This is a genomic window from Pseudomonas sp. FG43 (assembly GCF_057809175.1).
Genome location: NZ_JBMDJL010000030.1, coordinates 15,044 through 33,267, shown reverse-complemented (window position 1 = coordinate 33,267; position 18,224 = coordinate 15,044). Strand labels below are relative to the sequence as shown.

21 protein-coding genes and 1 tRNA gene are annotated in these 18,224 nt (G+C 56.8%); 6 read left to right on the top strand and 16 right to left on the bottom strand.

Features of this window, described 5'->3' with window-relative positions:
• Positions 1-23: 23 nt before the first annotated feature.
• Both ACODS3_RS25515 and acs read right to left on the bottom strand, forming a co-directional pair.
• Positions 24-800, bottom strand: a complete 777-nt coding sequence (locus ACODS3_RS25515) for an ABC transporter substrate-binding protein (protein ID WP_201017842.1) — start codon at positions 798-800, stop codon at positions 24-26.
• A 522-nt stretch (positions 801-1,322) separates the two neighbouring features.
• Positions 1,323-3,278 (bottom strand): acetate--CoA ligase, encoded by a 1,956-nt coding sequence (acs, locus tag ACODS3_RS25510; protein ID WP_201003443.1) that lies wholly within the window; start codon positions 3,276-3,278, stop codon positions 1,323-1,325.
• A gap of 226 nt (positions 3,279-3,504) precedes the next feature.
• Between acs and phhA the strand changes: the two genes are divergently transcribed.
• A complete protein-coding gene (gene phhA / locus ACODS3_RS25505) occupies positions 3,505-4,308 on the top strand; it encodes a phenylalanine 4-monooxygenase (protein WP_489036811.1) in 804 nt (267 codons plus the stop codon).
• 14 nt (positions 4,309-4,322) lie between these two features.
• On the top strand, positions 4,323-4,679 hold the full coding sequence (locus tag ACODS3_RS25500; protein ID WP_201003447.1) for a 4a-hydroxytetrahydrobiopterin dehydratase: 357 nt from the start codon (positions 4,323-4,325) through the stop codon (positions 4,677-4,679).
• A gap of 5 nt (positions 4,680-4,684) precedes the next feature.
• Here ACODS3_RS25500 and ACODS3_RS25495 read toward each other — a convergent pair whose 3' ends face one another.
• Positions 4,685-5,095 (bottom strand): hypothetical protein, encoded by a 411-nt coding sequence (locus tag ACODS3_RS25495; RefSeq protein WP_489036809.1) that lies wholly within the window; start codon positions 5,093-5,095, stop codon positions 4,685-4,687.
• Between ACODS3_RS25495 and ACODS3_RS25490 the strand changes: the two genes are divergently transcribed.
• Together ACODS3_RS25490 and ACODS3_RS25485 are read left to right on the top strand one after the other, a co-directional pair.
• A complete protein-coding gene (locus ACODS3_RS25490; RefSeq protein ID WP_201003449.1) occupies positions 5,075-5,254 on the top strand; it encodes a hypothetical protein in 180 nt (59 codons plus the stop codon). The two genes, ACODS3_RS25495 and ACODS3_RS25490, sit on opposite strands and share 21 nt — an antisense overlap.
• A gap of 150 nt (positions 5,255-5,404) precedes the next feature.
• Positions 5,405-6,619, top strand: a complete 1,215-nt coding sequence (locus tag ACODS3_RS25485; protein WP_201017844.1) for an MFS transporter — start codon at positions 5,405-5,407, stop codon at positions 6,617-6,619.
• On the opposite strand, the gene arfB is transcribed toward ACODS3_RS25485, so the two are convergent.
• A complete protein-coding gene (gene arfB, locus ACODS3_RS25480; protein ID WP_201003453.1) occupies positions 6,613-7,026 on the bottom strand; it encodes an alternative ribosome rescue aminoacyl-tRNA hydrolase ArfB in 414 nt (137 codons plus the stop codon). The genes ACODS3_RS25485 and arfB overlap by 7 nt on opposite strands.
• Before the next feature lie 169 nt (positions 7,027-7,195).
• On the opposite strand from arfB, the gene ACODS3_RS25475 reads away from it, so the two are divergent.
• Positions 7,196-8,104, top strand: coding sequence for a LysR family transcriptional regulator (locus tag ACODS3_RS25475; protein WP_201017845.1), 909 nt, complete (start codon positions 7,196-7,198; stop codon positions 8,102-8,104).
• A 105-nt stretch (positions 8,105-8,209) separates the two neighbouring features.
• Here ACODS3_RS25475 and ACODS3_RS25470 read toward each other — a convergent pair whose 3' ends face one another.
• The gene (locus ACODS3_RS25470; RefSeq protein ID WP_489036805.1) at positions 8,210-9,226 is read right to left on the bottom strand and encodes an XdhC family protein; all 1,017 of its coding nucleotides are present in this window, start codon (positions 9,224-9,226) and stop codon (positions 8,210-8,212) included.
• A gap of 289 nt (positions 9,227-9,515) precedes the next feature.
• Between ACODS3_RS25470 and ACODS3_RS25465 the strand changes: the two genes are divergently transcribed.
• Positions 9,516-10,409 carry a LysR family transcriptional regulator gene (locus ACODS3_RS25465; protein WP_201003458.1) on the top strand — a complete coding sequence of 298 codons (894 nt, stop codon included), beginning with the start codon at positions 9,516-9,518 and terminating at the stop codon, positions 10,407-10,409.
• Between the two features lie 24 nt (positions 10,410-10,433).
• On the opposite strand, the gene ACODS3_RS25460 is transcribed toward ACODS3_RS25465, so the two are convergent.
• From ACODS3_RS25460 to ybgC, 11 genes are all read right to left on the bottom strand, one after another.
• Positions 10,434-10,904, bottom strand: a complete 471-nt coding sequence (locus ACODS3_RS25460) for a cyclophilin-like fold protein (RefSeq protein ID WP_489036803.1) — start codon at positions 10,902-10,904, stop codon at positions 10,434-10,436.
• Between the two features lie 292 nt (positions 10,905-11,196).
• Positions 11,197-11,272: transfer RNA gene (locus ACODS3_RS25455), tRNA-Lys, on the bottom strand.
• Between the two features lie 63 nt (positions 11,273-11,335).
• Positions 11,336-12,010, bottom strand: coding sequence for a 7-cyano-7-deazaguanine synthase QueC (queC, locus tag ACODS3_RS25450; protein WP_201003805.1), 675 nt, complete (start codon positions 12,008-12,010; stop codon positions 11,336-11,338).
• Positions 12,011-12,026: 16 nt separating this feature from the next.
• Positions 12,027-12,674, bottom strand: coding sequence for a 7-carboxy-7-deazaguanine synthase QueE (gene queE, locus ACODS3_RS25445; protein ID WP_201003460.1), 648 nt, complete (start codon positions 12,672-12,674; stop codon positions 12,027-12,029).
• 172 nt (positions 12,675-12,846) lie between these two features.
• The gene (gene ybgF, locus ACODS3_RS25440) at positions 12,847-13,662 is read right to left on the bottom strand and encodes a tol-pal system protein YbgF (RefSeq protein ID WP_201003462.1); all 816 of its coding nucleotides are present in this window, start codon (positions 13,660-13,662) and stop codon (positions 12,847-12,849) included.
• A 6-nt stretch (positions 13,663-13,668) separates the two neighbouring features.
• On the bottom strand, positions 13,669-14,166 hold the full coding sequence (gene pal / locus ACODS3_RS25435; RefSeq protein ID WP_201003464.1) for a peptidoglycan-associated lipoprotein Pal: 498 nt from the start codon (positions 14,164-14,166) through the stop codon (positions 13,669-13,671).
• Positions 14,167-14,218: 52 nt separating this feature from the next.
• Complete coding sequence (tolB, locus tag ACODS3_RS25430; protein ID WP_201003466.1) at positions 14,219-15,520, bottom strand: Tol-Pal system beta propeller repeat protein TolB; 1,302 nt, start codon at positions 15,518-15,520, stop codon at positions 14,219-14,221.
• Positions 15,517-16,584 (bottom strand): cell envelope integrity protein TolA, encoded by a 1,068-nt coding sequence (gene tolA, locus ACODS3_RS25425; protein WP_201003467.1) that lies wholly within the window; start codon positions 16,582-16,584, stop codon positions 15,517-15,519. The genes tolB and tolA overlap by 4 nt, the downstream gene beginning before the upstream one ends.
• A complete protein-coding gene (tolR, locus tag ACODS3_RS25420) occupies positions 16,584-17,048 on the bottom strand; it encodes a protein TolR (protein WP_374005020.1) in 465 nt (154 codons plus the stop codon). Before tolR ends, tolA begins: the two co-directional genes overlap by 1 nt.
• Positions 17,049-17,062: 14 nt before the next feature.
• Positions 17,063-17,758, bottom strand: coding sequence for a protein TolQ (tolQ, locus tag ACODS3_RS25415; protein WP_201003469.1), 696 nt, complete (start codon positions 17,756-17,758; stop codon positions 17,063-17,065).
• On the bottom strand, positions 17,748-18,215 hold the full coding sequence (gene ybgC, locus ACODS3_RS25410; RefSeq protein WP_201003471.1) for a tol-pal system-associated acyl-CoA thioesterase: 468 nt from the start codon (positions 18,213-18,215) through the stop codon (positions 17,748-17,750). Before ybgC ends, tolQ begins: the two co-directional genes overlap by 11 nt.
• Positions 18,216-18,224 lie beyond the last annotated feature (9 nt).

Here is an 18,224-nt window from a genome sequence, read left to right as displayed (position 1 = left end):
CCATCCAGATCAGGAACCTGACGTTACTTGCCGTAGATATCGAAATCGAAGTACTTGTCCTGGATTGCCTTGTACTTGCCGTTGGCACGAATCGCAGCGATGGCAGCGTTGATCCGGTCCAGGTTGGCCTTGTCGCCCTTGCGAACGGCGATGCCGATACCTTCACCGAAGTATTTCGGATCGGTGAACGAAGGCCCGGCGAAAGCATAGCCCTTGCCAGCGTCGGTTTTCAGGAAGCCGTCCTGCAACAGAGTCGCGTCAGCCACGGTGCCGTCCAGACGACCAGCGGTGATATCCAGATAGATTTCGTTCTGGGAACCGTAAGGCGTGACTTCTACACCCAGCGGTGCCAGGGCTTCACGGGCAAAACGCTCATGGATCGAGCCACGTTGCACACCGATTTTCTTGCCCTTGAGTTCAGCGAGGCTGTCGCTGACCGCAGTGCCTTCCTTCATCACCAGACGAGCCGGGGAATTGTAGTACTTGCCGGTGAAGTCCACGGACTTCTTGCGATCGTCCGTGATGGACATCGAAGACAGGATTGCGTCGATCTTGCGCACCTTGAGTGCCGGGATCAGGCCGTCGAACTCCTGCTCGACCCAGGTACATTTGACCTTCATCTCTTCACACAGGGCATTACCGATGTCGTAGTCAAAACCCACGATGCTGCCATCGGGTGCTTTGGAGGCGAACGGAGGGTAAGCGGCTTCGATACCGATCTTGAGCGGTTTTTCATCGGCAAAAACCGGCTGGGCAAGCACAGACAACGCCAGCGCGCCAAGAAGCATGAGCTTTTTCATTTACAGGACTCCATCGGTAAAACACGACAAATGGCAAAGTGAGCGGTAGCCCAAGATGCGAAAGAACAATCCGGAGAGAGCGACGCCAGGCAACTGATACCGAATTCCGGCCAGAGGACCTCTGACAAGTGAGGGGCATTTTAGCGGCAGGTACGAAGTCGATATTTCTTCAATGCGACAACTAGTTACAGATGCACCGAGAAACCCACAACACCTCATTGACTTATCAAAAACTTCATGATTCTAAAAATCAAGAAAAGCAGTTAGTGCAGCAAAAATCGCGCCCATTATTGGCAAAGCCTTCTAATACGGCAAGTCCAGCATTGCATACCGCTGACGAGAGGCCAGTAATTGCACCGTATTCCTACAAATCCCTATCAATTCGTCCCACAAGGAAGCACGCCTGATGCGGGCTGAGTGAACGGGTAACACATCGATATATATCCCTTTTCAAAACCATGAATCCGCTCCTGAAAATGAAAACGCCCCGTACTGGACGGGGCGTTTCGTTGGCTCAGGAGGTCATGCAGCGCTCATGGTCTTGTGGGTATCGACCAGATGCTGGACCACGCCCGGATCGGCGAGGGTCGAGATATCGCCCAGTGCGTCGTATTCGCCCGTGGCGATCTTGCGCAGGATACGGCGCATGATCTTGCCAGAACGGGTTTTCGGCAAGCCCGGCGCCCACTGAATGAAATCAGGTGAGGCAATCGGCCCGATTTCCTTGCGCACCCAGTTACGCAACTCGATACGCAATGCTTCGTCCGGCACTTCGCCTGCATTGAGGGTGACGTAAACGTAGATGCCCTGCCCTTTCAGATCATGGGGCACACCCACCACAGCGGCTTCGGCGACTTTCGGGTGCGCAACCATCGCGCTCTCGATCTCGGCAGTACCCATGCGGTGGCCGGAAACGTTGAGCACGTCATCCACGCGCCCGGTGATCCAGTAGTAGCCGTCTTCATCACGACGGGCACCATCACCTGTGAAGTACATGCCACGGAAGGTCTTGAAGTAGGTATCGACGAAACGGTCATGGTCGCCATACAGCGAGCGTGACTGCCCAGGCCAGGAATCCAGAATCACCAGATTGCCTTCAGCCGCACCTTCGATCAGGTTGCCCAGATTGTCCACCAGCGCCGGAATAACGCCGAAGAACGGACGTGTGGCCGAACCGGGTTTCAGGGCTGTTGCACCCGGCAACGGGCTGATCAGGATGCCGCCGGTTTCGGTCTGCCACCAGGTATCGACAATCGGGCAGTTTTTCTTGCCCACGGTGTCGTAGTACCAGCCCCAGGCCTCAGGGTTGATCGGCTCACCCACCGAACCCAGCAGGCGCAGGCTGGAACCGTCTGCCCCCTCCATGGACTTGGTGCCTTCGGCCATCATGGCGCGAATCGCAGTCGGGGCGGTATAGAGGATATTGACCTTGTGCTTGTCGACGATTTTCGACAAGCGAGTGATGTCCGGATAGTTCGGCACGCCCTCGAACAACAGAGTGGTCGCGCCATTGGCCAACGGGCCGTAGACAATGTAGCTGTGACCAGTGACCCAGCCCACGTCCGCCGTACACCAGTAGATTTCGCCTGGCTTGTAGTCGAACACGCGCTCATGGGTCAGCGCGGCATACAACAGATAACCGGCAGTGGTGTGCAGTACGCCTTTGGGCTTGCCGGTGGAGCCGGAGGTGTAAAGGATGAACAGCGACTCTTCAGCGCCCATCTCTTTCGGCGCACAGATGCTCGATGCCACTTCCAGCAGAGCGTGGTACCAGATGTCGCGATGACGGTTCCACTCGATCTCGCCACCGGTACGCTTGCAGACAATGACCTTCTGCACGCTGCTGGTTTCAGGGTTGGTCAATGCCCGGTCGACGTTGGCCTTGAGCGGGGTTTTCTTACCGCCGCGCAAACCTTCGTCGGCGGTGATCACGACCTTGGAATGGCAGTCGATGATCCGGCCGGCCAGCGCTTCAGGCGAGAAGCCGCCGAACACGACCGAGTGAATCGCTCCGATCCGGGCGCACGCCAGCATGGCGACCACAGCCTCGGGGATCATGGGCATATAAATGGTGACGACATCACCGCGATGCACATCCTGACCACGCAGAGCGTTGGCGAACTTGCAGACTTCTTCATGCAACTCGCGGTAGGTGATGTTGCGGTGCTCGGAAGGGTCATCGCCTTCCCAGATGATCGCGATGCTGTCGCCACGCTCTTCCAGATGGCGGTCCAGGCAGTTGTAAGCGACGTTCAGTGTGCCGTCGGCAAACCACTTGATGTCGACCCGGTGATCGTCAAAGGAAGTCTGTTTGACGTTAGTGAATGGTTTGATCCAATCGAGGCGCCCGGCCTGCTCGCGCCAGAAACCGTCGGGGTTGACCACCGACTGTTGATACATGGCCTTGTAGGTCGCCTCATCGGTCAGCGTATTGGCTACGACTTCTGGGCGCACGGGGTACAGAGAAGCTGCACTCATCTTGGATACCTCGGTGGAATAGTTGTTGTTTTATGACTCTGTTGTATCCCGCCACAACTCATGGGGCCATTCGACGATGGTCTTACCGCCTTTACTCTTTCGCGCCCCCATGCGCAAGGGGGACAAGCCGAAGAAAAAAGTTCAGCGCGCCCACAACGGTATGTCGCCGCCAGCCCAATCAGGCTACCCTGTAAAAAAACAATAACTCCCCGAGGGAGAGGTCAGCATGAGCCAGACGCAATACGTGGCCCGCGAACCCGACGCCAGAGGCTTCATTGATTATCCGCCTGCCGAACACGCAGTCTGGAACACCCTGATCACCCGTCAGATGAAGGTGATCGAGAGCCGTGCCTGCCAGGAATATCTGGACGGCATCGAACAGTTGAACCTGCCCCATGAACGCATTCCGCAGCTTGGCGAAATCAACAAGGTGCTGGGTGCCACAACCGGCTGGCAGGTTGAACGTGTACCGGCATTGATTCCCTTCCAGACCTTCTTCGAGCTACTGGCCAGCAAGCGCTTTCCGGTGGCAACCTTCATTCGCACCGAAGAAGAACTCGACTACCTGCAAGAGCCCGATATCTTCCACGAGATCTTCGGCCACTGTCCGTTGCTGACCAACCCCTGGTTCGCCGAATTCACCCACACCTATGGCAAGCTGGGCCTGAACGCGAGCAAGGAGCAGCGCGTCTATCTGGCGCGGCTGTACTGGATGACCATCGAGTTTGGCCTGGTGGATACGGCACAAGGGCGCAGGATATATGGCGGCGGCATCCTTTCTTCACCCAAGGAAGCGGTTTACAGCCTGTCCACGGCACCGGAACATCAGGTTTTCGACCCACTGGAAGCGATGCGCACGCCTTATCGCATCGACATTCTGCAACCCGTTTATTTCGTATTGCCCAGCCTGAAGCGTCTGTTTGATCTGGCTCATGAAGACATCATGAGTCTGGTCGGGCAAGCCATGCAGATGGGCCTGCATTCCCCTAAATTCGAGCCACGGCCGCCCACAAAAAAACATGCGGCCTGAACAGGAGTCCTGGCATGTCATCTCTGAACCAAGCCCATTGCGAAGCCTGCCGCGCCGACGCGCCGCAGGTCAGCGAAACCGAACTGGCCGATCTGATCAAACAGATCCCCGACTGGAACATTGAAGTGCGCGACAGTGTGATGCAGCTTGAGAAGGTCTACCTCTTCAAGAACTTCAGATTCGCTCTGGCCTTTACCAATGCAGTCGGCGAGATTGCCGAAGCCGAAGGCCATCATCCAGGTCTGCTGACCGAATGGGGCAAAGTGACCGTTACCTGGTGGAGCCATTCGATCAAGGGGCTGCATCGCAACGACTTCATCATGGCAGCCCGCACCGACCAGGTTGCACAGGGCGCCGAGGGCCGCAAGTAACGGTTTTACCGGCACCGGAGCGCCTTGCGCCGGACACTGAAAATCGTTTTTTGTTTCACGAATGGACCAACGGACTGAAAAAATATCCGGTTTGTCATTTTCAGTGTTGTATCCTGCAGAAGCTTTTTAAAGCACGGTTCAATCTGCAAACCCTTGCGAGGCGACGACGATGCATGAAATTCCAAACTTCCCCTTCCCAAGTCAACAGGAACCAAAGCAGTCTCCCCTGGCTCAACAGGAGCTTGGTCAAACTGCAGCAATGAAAGCAGCATCGCTGGCTCAAACCAGCCAAAAAGCCCGACGCAAAGACTGAAGGCGATTGTTTTCAGGCGTATGGAAACCGGTTTGACCGAGTTTCGATACGCCTGGAAAACCACCGACGAAAAAACGGATTCATGACCGACTTTACCGAACACCAGGCCAAAGCCCTTATTGGCGCTGCCGAAAAAATGATCAATATCTGGGAACGCCTCAGCCCGGAGAAACAGAGCGCCCTGCTCGCACGTTTCGGCACTCAGGAAAACGCCCTGGCAGCCCTGATCACCACTCAGCTCGTGGCTTCCAGCAACGGGTAAGTCACTCACTGCGCTTTAACCTCGCTTTTATCACCTCTACCCGCCGCTGGATCGTTATCATGGCAACTTCGAGAGCTTGCTAAGGATTTTTCCTGCGCCAGTTTCATGCCCGCCTCTCGCCAATCCGTCGCCAGAAGGGTCCGCCACCCCATGCCCCAGATACAAGACGCCACCCCGCAACCGCCCCTGAAGGTTACGTTGCAGGTCGTTTCCATCGTTTTTTTCACGTTCATCGGTTACCTGAATATCGGTATCCCGCTCGCAGTGCTGCCCGGTTATGTGCATACCGATCTGGGGTTCGGTGCAGTAACGGCCGGGCTGGTCATCAGCGTGCAATATCTGGCCACACTGGTCAGCAGGCCATGGGCAGGCCGCATCATCGATAACCTGGGTTGCAAGAAAGCCGTGCAGTACGGCCTGGCGGGATGCGGGCTCAGCGGCGTCTTCATGTTGCTGCCCATCGGCATGCCCGGCTGGCCTGTTGCGAGCCTGATCAGCCTGTTTGTCGGCCGGATCTTATTGGGCAGCGCCGAAAGCCTCGTGGGCTCCGGGTCGATTGGCTGGGGCATCGGCAGGGTCGGCGCGCACAACACCGCCAAAGTCATTTCCTGGAACGGTATCGCCAGCTATGGCGCATTGGCGATCGGTGCGCCCTTGGGTGTGTGGCTGGTCAAGTCGCTAGGCCTGTGGACCATGGGCGCGAGCATCATTGCACTGTCCTCGCTCGGTCTTCTGCTTACCCTGAAAAAACAGGCAGCGCCTATCGTGCAGGGCGAACGCCTGCCCTTTACCCATGTGCTGAAGCTGGTTTTCCCCCATGGCATGGGCCTGGCGCTGGGCGCTATCGGTTTCGGCACCATCGCGACCTTCATCACCCTGTATTACGCCAGTAACAACTGGCCCGATGCGGTCTTGTGCCTGAGCCTGTTCGGGGCCTGCTTCATCATTGCGCGCCTGCTGTTCGGCAACCTCATCAATCGCCTGGGCGGCTTTCGTGTGGCGATTGCCTGCCTGTCGGTGGAAAGCCTGGGGTTGCTGCTGCTCTGGGTAGCTCCCACGCCAAGCCTGGCGCTGGCCGGAGCGGCCTTGAGCGGTTTTGGCTTTTCGCTGGTCTTCCCGGCACTGGGCGTCGAAGCCGTGAATCTGGTGCCGGCTGCCAGCCGAGGCGCAGCGGTGGGTGCCTACTCGCTGTTCGTCGACTTGTCACTGGGCATCACCGGCCCGCTGGCAGGCGCCATTGCTGCCGGGTTCGGCTTTGTGTCGATCTTCCTGTTCGCGGCGCTGGCCTCGCTGAGCGGGCTGGCCTTGAGCATCTATCTGTACAAACAGGCGCAGGTATTACGGGAACAGAAACTTCATCAGTAATCCACCTTGCCCCGCCCGGCCTTGATCGAACCCCGTTTGCTCTTGGTATCCAGCCGACGGGTCCTGGAACCCAGAGTCGGCTTGGTGGGGCGGCGCTTCTTTTCGACCTTGGTGGCGCTGACGATCAACTCGCTCAGACGCAGCAACGCATCAGCCCGGTTCTGCTCCTGGGTCCGGTACTGTTGCGCCTTGATCACAATGACCCCGTCACCGGTAATGCGGCTGTCGCGCAACGCCAGCAACCTCTCCTTGTAGAACGGCGGCAACGACGAAGCGTTGATGTCGAAACGCAAATGCACCGCGCTGGAAACCTTGTTGACGTTCTGCCCACCCGCGCCCTGCGCACGAATGGCTGTCCACTCGATTTCAGCGTCCGGCAGATGAACATTGTTGGAGATGATTAACATTGGGGTCTCGTGACAATTGCAGAGAGCATCTTACTCGCGATTAAAAAATCACACTGATCAATCTGATTCATGGCCTTATGCAGTCAGACAGGCTTTTATGGATCATGAACAATAGAGGTATGCTGCCCGGACCGGGAGCAGAGCCCGGAACCAGACAAGAGAGTCATAAATGATCAGGGACTTCGCACTGCGAGATTACTTCAGTGGCCTGCTGGCATTCATTGCTGTAGCCCGTGAGCGCAGTTTCACCCGTGGTGCCGCACAACTGGGCCTTTCGCAGTCGGCGGTCAGCCATGCAGTGCGAGGGCTGGAAACCTCACTGGGCGTGCGTCTGCTGGCGCGTAATACCCGCACCGTCATCCCCACCGAAGCCGGTGAGCGGTTGCTGCGCAGTGTCGCACCGCAACTCGAAGAGATCGACGCAGAACTGGCGTCGCTTCAAGAACTGAGAGATACCCCGACCGGCACAATCCGCATCACAGCCTCCGACCATGCCATCCGCAGCGTGCTGTCTGCCAAACTGAAGAAATTTCTGCCCAGATACCCTGCCATCAAGGTCGAGCTTTGCTCCGAGAACCAGATCGTGGACATCGCGGCGCAACGCTACGACGCGGGCGTGCGGCTCGGTGAGTTTCTTGATCAGGACATGATTGCAGTCCGTATCAGCCCCGACATCCGCTTTGCCGTGGTGGGCACCAAGGCCTACTTCGACCGCTACCCAATCCCTCAGACTCCCGACGACCTGGTTAACCAGAACTGCATCAATCTCAGGCTCGCCACTCATGGCGGCCTGTGGCCCTGGGAACTCGAACGCGATGGCAACACACTCAACGTGCGTGTCGAGGGTCAGCTGGTCTACAACAGCATGTATGAAGTCCTGGACGCCGCGATTGCCGGCCTGGGTCTAGCCTATATCGCCGAAGACATGGCCAGCCCCTATATCCGCTCCGGGCATTTCATCCAGTGCCTGGAAGAATGGTGCCCGCTGTGGTCGGGCTTTCACCTGTACTACCCGAGCCGCAGACAGCCTTCGGGAGCAATGTCTCTGCTGATCGCCGCATTGAGGCATGAAGAATGAAAGCAGCTGTAAGCCTTAAGCTACAAGCTACAAGCTACAAGCTACAAGCTACAAGCTACAAGCTTTTGACTTGAAGCTTGCAGCTTGAGGCTTGGCGCTTGAAACTTACAGCTTACAACTTTCCTCCAGCCTCTTCGCAATAGCGACCGAAGCCTCTCTGGGCAGTGGAACATTGTTCTTGGCGGCGAGAATTTCAGCCATGACGCTGACAGCAATTTCCGCCGGGGTTTTGCTGCCGATATAGACACCGATAGGGCCACGCAGGCGCTGCAACGAAGCCTCGGTTTCGCCAAAGTGGGTGATCAACCGTTCTCTGCGGCTCTGGTTATTGCGCCGAGATCCGATTGCGCCAATGTAGAACGCCTGACTTTTCAGAGCCTCCAGCAGCGCAAGATCATCCAGCTTGGGGTCGTGGCTGAGCGCGATAATGCAGGTCCGAAGGTCGGGGCGAAACGCCGCTACCACGTCGTCGGGCATGCCAGTGCTTTTCTCCACGCCATCAACGGCCCAGGTATCCATGTACTCGATTCGCGGGTCGCACACAGTCACCTTGAACCCGTTGAACAGAGCCATGATCGAGACATATTCGGCCAGAGCACCGGCACCGATCAGCAGCATGCGATAGCCAGGGCCAAGGGTATTGACCAGACGCTCATCGTCAAACTTGAGTTCTTCAGGGGTCGGCGTCGCCTCCAGACTCACGCCGCCATCGGCCAGGTTCACGATGCGCCGCACCAGAGAACCCTGCTCAAGCCGGGCAACCAGTTGCTCGAGGGTTTGCAGCGGAGGGCTGAACTCCAGAACCAGCTCCAGTGTGCCGCCACATGGCAGCCCGAACCGGTGCGCTTCGTCGGCGCTGACGCCATAGCGCACCACCTCCGGCGGCCTGTGCGGGATGCTGCCCGAACTGTACGCCGTGGTGTAGCGATGAATCAGATCATCCTCGATGCAGCCACCGGAAACACTGCCAACCGCTCGGCCATCATCGCGAAGCACCATCATCGAACCAACAGGCCTGGGCGATGAACCCCAGGTCCGTACAACCGTGGCAAGCAGAACCTTATGACCACTGGCCAGCCAGTCACAGGCCGTGCGCAGCACCAGCACATCAATACTCGCCATGATCAACGTCCTGTCTATTCAAGATGTGGCGAAAAGCCTGGGCCATGTGTTTACTCATGCCGGGAAATATAGAAGACAGCGCTGAAGTCCGCGCCCCACCCTTTTCGGGATATCACTCATTAGAGAGCCCGGACGCCTGCAAGAAAAGGCCATATGGACGAATATAGTCATGAGCGATATTGATCAATATCGCCGTCATGGGCTGAAACAGAAATGCTGCACAGTTCAAAGCTGCAGCACCGTGTCCGTCTTGATACAGTTGCGCACCTCCCATGCAGAGAGTTGATTAATGCCCAAGGAAAACTACAGTGACCTGCTCGCACTCATTGCAGTTGCGCGCGAGCGCAGCTTCACGCGCGCGGCCTCTCAGTTGGGGATTTCTCAATCCATGCTCAGTCATACGATTCAGGGACTTGAAGCACGATTGGGCGTGCGCCTTCTCACCCGCACCACGCGCAGTGTTTCAGTGACCGAAGCCGGCGAGCGACTGCTGCAAACGGTCGGGCCACGACTCAAGGCAATCGAGGCCGAGTTGATCGCCGTGGCAGAACTCAGCGACACACCTGCAGGCAATATACGCATCACGGCCACCGACCACACCATCGATAGCCTGCTCTGGCCGAAGCTGGCGCAGATCCTGCCCAAGTATCCGCAAATCAACGTAGAGATGTGCATCGACTATGGCTTGACCGATATCGTGGCTGAAAACTTCGACTTCGGCATTCGCCTGGGGGACGGGCTGACGAAAGAAACCGAAGCTGTACGCATAGCGCCGGACATGCGTCTGGTTATTGTGGGTGCGCCGTCCTATCTGGCATCGCGCACCATGCCTGCCAAGCCCCAGGACCTCACAGATCACGACTGCATCAACATGCGATTGCCAACTCGCGGCGGGCTCTATGCCTGGGAACTGAAGAAAGACGGCCAGGAAATCAACGTCAGGGTCAAAGGCAAACTGATTTTCAACGGCATCAAGCAGATCCTCAATGCCGCCGTATCCGGCTTTGGGCTGGCCTACGTTCCCGAAGACATGGCCCAGCCACATTTTGATGACGGCACACTGATCCCGGTCCTGGAAAGCTGGTGGCCGAGCTTTCCGGGCCTGCACCTCTACTACTCCAGCAAGCGGGAAAAATCACGGGCCATGCAGACGCTCATCGATGAGCTGCGCTACGAAGAGTAGCCTGCCATCCTTCGATGGCATGCCCTATGGCTGCAGTGCCCTGCGGATTGTGGCCTTGAATGTACCCGGCTGACGCATCAACTCCACCCCCGAATCTAGACGCCCCAGTTTCACCAGCCCCTTGGAGTAACTGAAGTCCTTGTGGTAGATCGCCAGATTGCCCCAAGGCGCATAGTAGGCCAGGTCGCCGATTCGAGGTGTCACCCCTTCCGGAGCACCATCAGTGGATAAAGGCCTGGGCAGATCACTGACCTTCTCGGTCGCGGCGTAATCCTTGAGGGTCAGCGTCAGGGGTAACAGAGATGCGAAATCCCTGGCCGCTTCACTGTCCTCCAATGTGGCAGTGAGGGTCGTGCCTTCTATTTCGATACTGATGTGCATTGAGTTCTCCTGACGAGTGCTGGCCTGGTCCTGCGTCCCCGCAGCTTCCACGATACCGGCAGCCATCGGGACCACAAGCAGACAGGCCATCAGCGCAGCGGTCCTGATCGGCATGCATGTCTCCTGAAGCGTTCGGATGATGTCGCCATATTTAACGACCTGCCGGATGAAAGCACCCTGCCGGAGCGAATGGAGTCATGAATCAGAGTCATCAAAGGTACTGACTTAAGTCCGCTCGGCTCGTCATTCGGGCAATAGAGAGAAATGATGTGGGGATTGGAAACCATAACGAAAAAGGCCCGGAGACATATGCTCCAGGCCCTATACAATATTTTAAAATTTCCGCCAGATCGCATGATTGGATCTGTTTAGACAAGTCAGAGCGATTTGCTCATGACCAGAAAAATGGTGGGTCGTGTAGGATTCGAACCTACGACCAATTGGTTAAAAGCCAACTGCTCTACCAACTGAGCTAACGACCCTCTGTTGCGTGGCGCGTATATTACTGATTTTTATCAGTAATTCAACACCTTTCTGTAAAAAAATTAAAAATAACGTGTCGGGTCTGCTACACCGGCGGCTGCGAAGCCTTCTGCGCGCAGGCGGCAGCTGTCGCATTTACCGCATGCGCGGCCTTCATCATCGGCCTGATAGCACGAAACAGTGAGTGCATAATCGACGCCCAGAGCTACACCCGCCTTGACGATGTCTGACTTGCTGAGGTTTTGCAGCGGCGCACGGATGGTGAAACCCTGACCCTCAACACCCGCCTTGGTCGCCAGATTCGCCATGCGCTCGAACGACTCGACGAACTCGGGACGGCAATCCGGATAGCCTGAATAATCCACGGCATTGACGCCGATAAAGATATCGCGGGCTTCCAGCACCTCTGCCCAGCCAAGGGCAAGGGACAGGAATACGGTATTGCGTGCAGGTACGTAAGTAACCGGAATGCCTTCAGTCGGCGATTCAGGGACAGCGATGGAGCTGTCGGTCAATGCAGAACCACCAATCCCGTTGAGGTTGAGGCCGATGACCTTGTGCTCGATGGCGCCCAGATCGCGTGCAACACGTGCAGCAGCGTTCAGCTCGGCACGATGGCGCTGCCCATAGTCGAAACTCATGGTGTAGCAGGCGTAGCCTTCGGCTCGGGCCATGGCAACTACAGTGGCTGAATCAAGGCCGCCGGACAGCAGGATTACGGCTCGTTTTTCGGTCATGGTCAATTCACTCATTTCAGCGCCCCGGCTCGTCATCCCAAAGAATTTTGTGCAATTGCATCTGCAAACGGACTGGCAGGTTGTCTGCAACGATCCAGTCCGCCAGGTCCCGCCCTTTCAATTCATGGTGGCTGGCAGAGAACAGTACTTCGCCAGCCCGCTTGTCCAGCCCGTACTGGATCAGCTTGGAAACCGCCCAGTCGTAGTCATCCCTGGAGCAGATCACAAACTTGACCTGATCGTTGGGAGTCAGCAATTCCATGTTTTCGTAGCGATTGCGCGCGACTTCCTTGGAGCCCGGAGTCTTCAAATCGACCACGCGGCTGACACGAGAATCGACAGCCGATATGTCCAGGGCGCCACTGGTTTCCAGCGAAACCTGATAACCGGCATCGCACAGACGCTCAAGCAAGGGAATCGCATTGGGCTGAGCAAGCGGTTCACCACCGGTTACACAGACATAGCGCGGGCGATAGGCAGCGACCTGCTCAAGAATGTCATCCAGCGTATGGATCTTTCCACCGCTGAAAGCATAGGCACTGTCGCAATACTGGCAGCGCAAGGGGCAACCAGTGAGGCGTACGAATACAGTGGGCAGCCCAGCCGTACGGGTTTCACCCTGTAACGAGTAAAATATTTCGGTGATGCGTAATGTGTCTTGCATATAAGCCACGGGCGTAACAGCTAAACAGGCCGTCCGCCTCCGTCAGGCACTTCAAAGCACCCTGCAATCGCAGAATCCAGCGAAGCGTAATAATTACCGGAATTTCGGGTGCGAAATTCTAACGAAAAAAGCCGCGACAAGCGCGGCTTTCTTGAATAACGGGCCTGCAGCATCAGAGACGCTGAAGATCCCGCTGTGCCAATTGTGCAGCGGAACTGCCCGGATATTGGGCAACGACTTGCTGCAAAATGCCTTTGACCTTGTCTGTGTGACCGAGGCGACGCTCGACATCGGCCAGCTTGTAAAGCGAATCAGGCACCTTGGAATGCTTCGGGTACAACTGACTGACCTTGGCAAATGCCTGGCCAGCGCCCTGAAGGTCACCCTTGGCCAGATTCACTTCGCCCAGCCAGTATTGGGCATTGCCCGCATACGAACTGTTTGGGTACTTGCGCAGGAAAGCGGTAAAAGCCTGACTGGCCTTATCGAAATCCTTGGCTTTGATCAAATCGAAGGCCGCTTCGTAATAGAGCTTTTCCTTCGCCGGATCAGGAGGCTCTGTGCCTGCTGCCGGAGCCTGGGCCGCTGGGGCCGAAGGCGTCCCGCTGGCGTCGATACTGCCGCCAGAAGGTTGGGAATTATTGGTAGCTGCAGCGGCTGCGCCACTGGAGATACGAGAATCCAGATCCTGATAACGCTCCAGCGCTTCCTGCTTCATGCGCTGAATATCGTTCTGCTGGACTTCAACGAGACCACGCAAGCGCGCGATTTCTTCCTGCATTTGCTGCAATTGCATGAACAGCTGACCATTTGCCGAGGTCGGGGTCGAAACCCCTCCCCCGGCATAGGCGCCGGACGTGCCATAACCCGCTGGCGGATAACTGCTGCTACCAGAGCCAGAATTGTCATCGACCACAGGAACCGCACCCCACGCTGAAAGCGGGAGGGTGAGGGCCAAAACGGTTAAAGCACGTCGGCACGTTCGCATGTCAAATTACTTACGCAGTTCGACGCGACGGTTTTGAGCCCAGGACTGCTCGTCGTTGCCGGTAGCAACTGGACGCTCTTCGCCGTAGGAAACCAGCTCCAGTTGAGCTGGGGAAACGCCTTGCAGAACCAGGTAGCGCTGAACGGCTTTAGCACGACGCTCGCCCAGGGCGATGTTGTACTCACGAGTACCACGCTCGTCGGTGTTGCCTTCCAGAACGACGCGAGCGCCGTTTGCTTTCAGGTCTTTAGCATGCACGTCCAGGGAGCGCAGTGCTTCTGGCTTCAGATCCGAACTGTCGTATTCGAAGTAGAAGGTGGTGATTGCACGCAGAGCAGCTTCTTCGCTCAGGCTGCCATCTACAGCGCCAGTGTTGGCACCGTAACCAGCGTTAGGGTCAACAGCGCCAGCGCCAGCGTTATCACCGCCTTTGGACGAGCAACCAACAGCTACAGCCATGGCCAGAGCCAGCGCAGCAAACTTACCAAACTTCAACATTTCCATCTTGAAACTCCTAATGAACCCCAGTGTGTTAAGCAAATCGTGTAGCGCCGCGTCAGTTCAGGTAAGGGGACCAGGAAGGTTCTCTGACTTCGCCTTGAGCGGTAGGAAGCGGGAGCCTTACGCGTCCGTTAATGGACACGAGCATCAAGACTCCCCGGCCCTGCTGGCGGGTGGCGTAGATTACCATGGTGCCGTTGGGCGCAACAGTAGGCGACTCATCAAGGTTGCTATCTGTGAGGATTTTTACACTTCCGCGAGCCAAATCCTGCACTGCTACCTTGAAATTAGTGAAGCCGTCCTGCCGGTGAATCATTACCAGCGTCTTTTCATCAGCTGACAATTTCGGGTTGGCATTGTAGTTACCCACGAACGTTACACGCTCGGCACCACCGCCATTGATGTTTGTCTTGTAGATCTGTGGCTTGCCACCACGGTCCGACGTGAAGTACAGCGTAGAGCCATCCTTGCCGAAAAACGGTTCGGTATCGATGGACGAATCGTTGGTCACGCGGCTCAGCTGACGAGTCGCCAGGTTCATCACGTAAACTTCAGGGTTGCCGTCCTTGGACAGCACGAACGCCAGCCTGCTGCCATCAGGCGACCATGCAGGCGCGCCGTTGAGGCCTTCAAAGTTGGTGATCTGCTCACGGCGACCGGTATCGATATGCTGAACGAAGATACGTGGGCGTCTCTGCTCGAACGATACATAGGCGATACGCTTGCCATCAGGAGCAAAGCGTGGCGACAGGATCGGCTCGCGCGATTGCAGCAGCGTCACGGCACGGGCACCGTCGTAGTCCGAACGTTGCAGGGTGTAACGGGTGTTGCTTTCCGAGAAGCGCTCGGCAGTCACGTACAGCATGCGGGTGGAGAACGCGCCCTTGATGCCGGTCAGTTTCTCGAACGACTGGTCGGCAATGTAGTGCGCCATGTCCCGCAACTGGTCGTTGGTACCCGACACGCTACCGGTCAGAACCTGCTGCTCGGTGGCAACGTTGAACAGCGCGTACTGGATCTGCAGACGACCGCCCGCCGGGACAATGTTGCCGACCATGACGTATTGCGCATTCAGGGCCTTCCAGTCACGGAAAATGATTTCGCTGGCCTGGGTCGGCAGGCTGATCATGTTCTGTTTGGGAATCGGCGAGTAGTAACCCGAGTTACGCAGGTCGTTACTGACGATATCGGCCATGTCTTCCGGCAGCACGTTGCCGCCCTGCCAGCCAAAAGGCACGACAGCAATCGGAGTGGCGCGGTCACTTCCGCTGGTGACCATGATGTTCTTTTCTTCTGCAACGGCTAAGCCCGCCGCGCAGCAAAGAACCAAAAGCAGTCCTCGAAGAAGGTTAATCACAAGGCTAGATCCTCAGGTGTGAATGTCATCTTGAATGAACGATAGGGAGCGAAGTCCGCTGGCTTCAAACCCTGCATTTCTGTCAAACGACCAATATTCTTGACCGCTGCCACTGCCGAACTGTCGAACGGACCGTCACCACTAGACTTGGAAACAGTCACCGAAGTCACTGTACCGTCCGGCAACATGCCGATCTGCAATACCACTGCCATGCCCTTGCGCGCCGATGGTGGGCGAGCCCAGCCTTCGGATGCACGCAGACGAATCAGGTCATCGAAGTTACCCGCAGTCTCGTCGCCAAGTTCATCGGCCAGAGCCTGTTGCCGCTGTGGCTTGTCGGAAAGCAGGTCGGCCAGGGCCTGTGCCTTCTTGTCCTCTGCAGCCTTGCGTGCAGCTTCCTGTGCTTTTTTCGCAGAGTCGGCAGCAGCTTTCTTCTTGGCGTCCTCGGCAGCCTTTTTCTTCGCGTCTTCAGCCGCTTTTTTCTTCGCTTCATCGGCAGCCTGTTTCTTGGCTTCCTCGGCGGCGGCTTTCTTCGCGTCTTCCTCGGCTTTCTTCTTCGCTTCTTCTTCGGCTTTCTTCTTGGCTATATCAGCCAATTGTTTCTCTTCAGCCTTTTTCGCATCGGCAGCCTTCTTGGCCTCATCAGCCTTTTTGGCTTCCTCGGCTTTCTGCTCGGCCTTTTTCGCCTCGTCAGCAGCTTTCTGCTCTTCGGCCTTCTGTTCTTCGGCTTTTTGAGCAGCCTCTTCTTTCTTTTGTTCCGCAGCCTTTACAGCTTCCTGTTTCTGCTGCTCGATCTTCTTCTGCTCCAGCTGCTCGACTTCAGTCTGTCGTGCAGCGGCTTTCTTTGCCTCGCCCGCAATCTTCTGGTTGGTCTGGGTCGTCGCCTGGCTCTTGGACTTGAGTTGGTACAGCGTAGCCTGAACGACAGGTTTAGCCTCCGGCAACTCAGGTGTCATGGCAAAGCTCACGAAAAGCATGCCAAAAATCAGGATATGCAGCGCCACAGCCCAGACAGAGGGCCAGAAGTAGCTTTCCGAGGCAGACGGCTCTCGAATCGGCTGCATCAGGGGGCCTCAGTAATCAAGCCAACATTTCCTACCCCAGCCTTCTGCAGCCCGCCCATCGTGCCCATCACAGAACCGTAATCAACGGTCTTGTCGCCACGAATGAAAACCTGCGTCTGCTTGCCGGCATCACGACCGGCTGCGACGATCTTGGTCACGGCTGCAGTCAGTTGAGGCAGTGTCATTGCCTTGTCCATCTGCTTTTCGGTATCGACTTCGCTGCCAAGGTTCCAGTAGTAGGTCTTGTCAGCCTTGATCGAAATGGTCAGGACCTGATTGTTGTTGTCTTGCGGCAAAGCCTCGCTGGAGACCTTGGGCAAGTCGACTTTCACGCCCTGGTTGATCATGGGAGCGGTCACCATGAAGATGACGAGCAGCACCAACATCACGTCGATGTATGGCACTACGTTCATTTCGGCGACCGGCTTGCGTTTTCTGCGACGATCTCGAGCGATTAAAGCCATGGGGAATTACCTGCTCACTCTTCGCTGGTATGCACTTTACGGTGCAGGATCGCCTGGAACTCATCAGCGAACGTGTAGTAACGGCCGATCAGAGTCTCGCTGCGAGCGGCAAAACGGTTGTAAGCGATAACCGCAGGGATTGCCGCGAACAGACCGATGGCCGTTGCAATCAGGGCCTCGGCAATACCGGGAGCCACAGTGGCCAGGGTCGCCTGCTGCGCAGTCGCCAGACCGCGGAAGGAGTTCATGATCCCCCAGACCGTACCGAACAGACCGATATAAGGACTGGTGGAACCCACGGTTGCCAGGTACGGCAGGCCGGCTTCCAGTTTTTCTTCTTCGCGGGAAATGGCAACGCGCATGGCACGGGCCACACCTTCCATCACCGCATCAGGATCGACGCCAGCCTGCTGACGCAGACGGGAGAACTCCTTGAAGCCGGCACGGAAGATCTGCTCGACGCCGGAGTCCGGGTCAGGGTTGCTGCCCGCCTGACGATAGAGCTTGGAAAGATCGATACCGGACCAGAAACGCTCCTCGAAGCTGTCCAGGGCACGCCGACCGGCACGCAGCATGTTGCCGCGCTGAAAGATCACGATCCACGAAGTGACTGAAGCAGCCACAAGCATCAGCATGACCAACTGAACAACAATGCTGGCATTGCTGACCAAACTCCACATGGAGGAATGGTCGACGACGTTAGCTTCCACGCTTTATCTCCTGCTCTGAATGTATGCCCGCGCCGCTCTGGTCGGCAAAGGCCGCTCGCAAAGCTTCGGGAATGGCCCGGGGTTTCAAACTATCGGCGCGTACACACGCCACCAAAAACTGCCCCTCACAGAGCAGCGTTGCATCCGCAGCCAGCCTGACCTGCTGTTTGAAACGCAGGCTGACACGGTTCAATTCGATTACTTCAGCGCTTACCAGCAGCTCATCGTCCAGTCGCGCCGGCTTGTGATAACGAGCCTCACTGGAATGCACGACGAACAGCAGGTCCTCCTTCGCCAGCTCGGACTGGGCAAAACCCAGCGCTCGCAGCTGCTCGGTACGAGCCCGCTCCATGAATTTCAAATAGTTGACGTAGTAGACGATGCCGCCTGCATCGGTGTCTTCGTAATAAACGCGACAGCGATGTGCGAACGACGGAGCCCCGTTTTGCGCGCGCATACTCTAGTG